The 5,118-nt window shown below is 62.3% G+C and carries 5 protein-coding genes; all 5 read right to left on the reverse strand.

Annotated features, from left to right (window positions below; all coding sequences use genetic code 11):
* Positions 1-681 (reverse strand): class I SAM-dependent methyltransferase (locus tag AC5JJ6_RS40935; protein WP_496047559.1); only part of this gene is annotated, 681 nt, incomplete at its 3' end.
* Between the two features lie 525 nt (positions 682-1,206).
* Positions 1,207-1,461 carry a hypothetical protein gene (locus AC5JJ6_RS40940; RefSeq protein WP_496047560.1) on the reverse strand — a complete coding sequence of 85 codons (255 nt, stop codon included), beginning with the start codon at positions 1,459-1,461 and terminating at the stop codon, positions 1,207-1,209.
* Between the two features lie 229 nt (positions 1,462-1,690).
* On the reverse strand, positions 1,691-2,026 hold the full coding sequence (locus AC5JJ6_RS40945; RefSeq protein ID WP_496047561.1) for a DDE-type integrase/transposase/recombinase: 336 nt from the start codon (positions 2,024-2,026) through the stop codon (positions 1,691-1,693).
* Positions 2,027-2,430: 404 nt separating this feature from the next.
* Positions 2,431-3,441 carry a Bug family tripartite tricarboxylate transporter substrate binding protein gene (locus AC5JJ6_RS40950; protein ID WP_496047562.1) on the reverse strand — a complete coding sequence of 337 codons (1,011 nt, stop codon included), beginning with the start codon at positions 3,439-3,441 and terminating at the stop codon, positions 2,431-2,433.
* Positions 3,442-3,534: 93 nt separating this feature from the next.
* Positions 3,535-5,118: choice-of-anchor I family protein (locus AC5JJ6_RS40955; protein WP_496047563.1), on the reverse strand; the 1,584-nt coding region annotated here is incomplete at its 5' end.

Consider the following 5,118-nt stretch of genomic DNA (forward strand, 5'->3'; position numbering starts at 1 on the left):
AATGTCCTGCCGCAACGCATTCAGAATACAGCAGTTCTTCATAGACGGGCTCTTAGGCAATGGCGTCCAGCCCCAGCAGGGCGTGACAGTTATCGTGAAACCAGCAGCACGCAATGGCGCAGCCAGAGTTGTGATCGGCTTCGGGGTCAGTCGCGCGCTATCGCCGCGAATGCGCCGTGCCAGCTCTTCAGTCACGCCGGCTAAGCGCGTACGCCAGCCTTGGTCCGGATCGAAAGCGCGGATAACGACGCGATGTCGTGCTGCGCTAGCGATGCGTTGAATCAGCGCATGCTGTGCCGGCGCTGGCATCAGCAGAAGCACGTCAACGACGAGGGCCGTGTCGCAGTCCGGAACCGGCGTCTCGGCGAGGTCCGCTACCATATAATGCGCTGGGAGACCTCGGGCAGCTCGGGTCGCATCAACGATTTTGTCGACATCGAGATCCAAACCGTGCACGCGGTCTACGAGACCGGCAAGCATCAACGCCAGCCCCATCTGCCCGCGGCCGCAGCCAAGATCGGCGAGCACACCGAAGCCGCCACGCTCTGCCGCTAGACGCAGGATCGCTCCCGATGCTGGATCGGTCAGCAGCTTGCCGCAAACGAAATTGCGGGCGAAGCGCGAAGCGCCCTCATAGCGGTCCGCAACCTGCCTAGTAAGCTTGAGGATAGAAGGTGACATGGAACACGCCTCAGATTGAGACCTACGGGGCATGGAGGCAGCACGTGCGCTGCCGACCATAAGCAATTCCGGTACTCCTCCTGACATCTGCAATGCATCTGCAGTTGTCGTTAAAGCAACCTGACCCGCCTCGTAGCGGCGGTCAGCCCACCTCGCGCTGGCGCCGTGGCAAGCCCAACCGCCGACACCCCGCCCGGCCAGCGCGACCAGGACGTTTGGAAGATTCAAAGAAGGGTCGCATGAGCTGGCAGCGAGTGGCGGGCTATGGCATCGGCTCACCTGGAGAGGCTGTTGTGTTCCGCTGAACATTAACCGTCGGACGCTTCTTTCGGGCTCAGACCCGCGCGTCCAAATGACCAACGCCCAAGTCGCCTGATCGGTCCACAACCGGCAGAGCAGCCTCGGCATGTCGACGTTTCAGCGCAGCGCATCAAAATAGGCCTAGCGCGGCATCGCGCGCAGTACCCAATTTGCGCACCAATGCCATGGCGGAGAGAAGCTTCTCCGCCATGGCCAGCGAGCTTCTTAGCCCCAAGGGTCTGTCGAGGACCAGCTGCCGTTCTGCGCGGCGTAGTAGTCCATTTCCGCCTGCGCATCGCGGTTCAAGTACTCGGTTCCCGCCTGGGAATCCCGGCTTAAATAGTCGATTTCAGCTTGGGCATCGCGGTTCAGGTAATCGATCTCAGCCTGTGTCGCCTCGCGCTGGGCATCGCTCTGTCCAAAAGTGAAGAGGTTGAAGACTGACGAGAGAGGCATGTGCAGCTCCTTCTTGCGTTTCACCGAATGGCGTCACCACGGGGTGGCGTACGCTATGCGCGCGGCCTGCGGCCACGGATGCGCAACAAGAGTCGAAAGTGCGCCTACTAGCTCGGCTCGACACCGCTGCAGCCTGAATGTGGAACAGCGCGGGTTACTGAGTCCTATTGGTACCAGAAGGAACGGGGGCGGTTTTGTCAGCCCTCACGTCAGACCTGGCAACTCAAACGGCTGCGTGAGCTCACGCTACGCATCATTCAGGACTGCGATTACGGAAGTGGTGCACCGAAGGGAGATAAAGCAGGTGACGCCGGACGGGCAGGCGGAAGAAGGCCTGTGCCGCCGCCGCATCGCGGTGCTCGCTCAGCATGGTGTCGACAAGGTTGCTGTCGCGGTCGATGGTCCAGTACGGAGGTGTCCAGCGACCGTGAACCCTCAAATATGTCCCGCGAGCGTGCCAGTGCCGGCCACGGACACCGCCCTCGCCGTGCCCGCGTCGCCGGAGTTCGCCGGCCAGCACCAGCGTGAGCTTCGCCTCCAAGCCCCTGACGGCGTCGTGGCTGGAGACGACTTCGAGCTGAAAAAACATCTCCGTCAAGTTATGCAGGGCCAGGCGATGGCGCCGCTGCGAGAGCACCACAAAGGCAGTGATCATTGGAGGGGTAATGGGCGTCGTTCGCCAGTCCGGCGCTGCGCCCGCTGAACTGATGCCCGCAGCCTCGGTAACGGAACCGGAGATAGCCCCGAATGCTACGTTCTGGCCATTCAGTCAAGGCGGCGGAGCCGTAACTCCGCAGTCTATTCCAGGCCTCAGCTCCACTAAACCGCGGATCCTATCAACCGCGCCTTACACGACGAAACAGCCCGACGTGGCATGAGATCTGACAGAACTGTTGGATGTTGCCGACCGGACCGACTTGGAGATGGCAGACTCGTCTTGGTCACCCGGCCGCAGCAGGCGCCGCCGTCTCGGCCGGCGATGCAGCCGGGGTGTCACTCTGGTTCGATGTTGTTGGTCCGCACAAGAGCTCTCGTCTTCGCCAGTTCGCCTTGCATAAAAATCCCCATCTCCTCCGGAGAGCTCGTCCTGACGCTGAAGGCCAATTCGAGTAACTTCCTGCGGGTGTCGGCCTCGTTTAGGACCGCGGCAACTTCGGCATTGATCCACGAGACGATTTCGACCGGGGTGCGACCCGGAGCGAGCAGCCCGATCCAGGTGAGGGATTCGAAGTTTGGGAGAGCGGCCTCTGACAGCGTGGGAAGGTCCGTCGGCAGAGTAGCGCGATCCAGCCCCGTTAGGGCTAGGCCTTTGACTTGGCCGCTAGCGATGAACGGCATCCCAGTCGCGTAGTTATCGAAGAGCATGTCCAGCTCACCCGTCGCCAGAGCCGTGAGGGCAGGCCCGCTTCCTCTGTAAACAATATGTGTCGCCTCTCCGCCCACGCGGTTCAGGAACATCAACGTGGAGAGATTGATCGACGTACTCACGCCGCTGCTACCATAATTCACGTTGCTGGGCTTGGCTTTGAGCCTTGCGATGAGCTCCGGAATAGATGCGATACCCGACCTGGTACTTACCATCAGGACGAGAGGCGACGTCGCAATCAACGTCACCGGCGAGAAGTCGGTCGCTATGTCGTAGGGCAGTTGCCGGGTCAGTGCCGGCGCATTGGCGAGGAATGTTGCACCTACCAGAAGGTTGTAACCATCGGGCCTCGACCGCGCTATGTGTGCGGCGCCGATGTTTCCTCCGGCGCCAGTCCTGTTGTCAACAATGACGGCGGTATTCCAGCGCGCCGAGAGACCTTGCGCGACAAGGCGGGCCACAATGTCCGTTGTGCCGCCCGGCGCGAAGGGTACGACAAGCGTGACCCGCCCGTTGCCTGGGAAGTTTGCGGGCTGCGAAGCGGCCTCCACCGTTGGGGCCACGGCCGCGCCGATTAGGCCGACAATCAGGCTTCGCCGTTTCATGAAGCCGAACCGAGGCATAGAATCTTCGTGCATGCTGTCTCCGGCCGCGGCGCAATCTCTGTCACAACAAGTCGAGATCCAACGTCCGCAGGTCCGATCCTGTCAAGTTGCCATCGTCACCGAAGCTCAGCGCATACGCGCGCGACGTACCGGATACCTCGTTGGCGACATAAAGCGTCGCGTTCCCAGGCCAGGCTCGTCCACGACGGTAAAGATTTCCGAACCGACATCACCTGGTGTTGCGATCAAACCCGCAAAGCTCGCCTTGCGAGGGCCATCTACGTGGAAAGCCATGACTGCGTTCGAGCGCTCCAGGCCGACGAAGGCGTAAACCTCACCGTCAAGCTCCGCGACCGTCACGTGCTCCGGCTCCGGACCCTTGTTATCGGATCGCGAGTCATCGAGGAGCGACGGGGCGGTCTGCAGCAATGTGCGCTCAATCAGGTCGCCGGAGTCGAAAGTCAGCTTCAGACCATTCTTCTGGACTTCCCAGATGCTGAAGCTCCGCCCGCCAAGTGTGTAGAGCGCGTCGTAGTCGCCGTCGCCGTCGACATCGCCCTCGGTCGTGAGCGCTTCCAGCCGGCCGAGATTGGCATTCTGCTGGAGACTGGCAGCGTCAGGGAAAGCCTTCGAATCGAGCTTGAGCGTGCTGATCCGGGCCACATCGGTGTAGTCGCCATATTCACGCGCATCACCCTCGTTCGCCGTGACGAGGTAGGTCTTGCCGTTCCGGTCGAAGGTGGCGATGCCGTCCGGCATGTAGAGACCATTGACCGGCCACGGCTTGATGCTACCGGGGGTGTCGTCACGGTCCGAGGCATCAAGCCCTGCATCCTTGCGTGAGAAGTCCTTGGCACCGAGCGCAAAGACGTCGGTGAAGACGGGACCGCCCTTCGCCGCCAGGTCCAGCACGCCAATTGCATTGTTCTCCTGCAGCGTGACGTAGGCCTTCTTGCCGTCGGCCGAGACCGCGATGTATTCGGGCTCGAGGTCGGTCGCGGCGAGCGTTCCAGCCGGCCCGGTAACGCGTACGCCAGCCGCGCGCACCGCGGCGGTGTCGAAGGCGCCGAAGTCGGCGAAGGTGCTCTGGCCAGTGGCCGTATCGATCACCTGCACCCCGCCGGCAGGGTCGGTGGTGTAGTCCGCGGTCGGTTCGCCTTCCACCGCGACGAGCAGATGGCAGCCTTCGGGCGTGAAGGTCACCATGTCCGGCACGACGCCACTTTCAATGGCACGGGCGGAGGTCACGCTGCCCGCTGCATCGAGCGTGTAGAGGCCAACCCAGCCGTTGCTGCCGGGAGCCGCGCCACTGAACGTCACCGCGACGAGGTTGCCACTCACTGCTACGCTATTGCCGCCGCCGATCTCGCCCGGATCGAGCGCGTCGCCCGGGGTCAACGTTAGCGCGGTTCCGGTCAGGCCGCCCAACCAGCTGCCATCATCGGCATCGAGGATATCCACACCGTCGTTTCCGAGGACGAGCGTCCGGTCGTGAAGTTGGTCGTAAGCGACGACCTCTGCCCCAGACGAGACCGAGCGTGGATCGGTCAACGAGTCTGCCGTAGTGCCGAAGTGCCGAAAGGACCAAACGGCCGTCCCGCTGACCTGCGCTGTCGACTTCGCCATCCGTGCCCCCACTTGGTTCGATCCAGCGGGAGCTAGAGCAGTTTTCGATCGGTCTGCATCGTAACCTGCGGCGGCGAAGTAGTT

Source organism: Skermanella sp. (assembly GCF_059503625.1).

Bases quoted from the DNA above. Each gene is read 5' to 3' on its own strand.
- AC5JJ6_RS40945 (WP_496047561.1), bottom strand. From the start codon at position 2,026: ATGTTTTTTCAGCTCGAAGTCGTCTCCAGCCACGACGCCGTCAGGGGC.
- AC5JJ6_RS40950 (WP_496047562.1), bottom strand. From the start codon at position 3,441: ATGCACGAAGATTCTATGCCTCGGTTCGGCTTCATGAAACGGCGAAGC.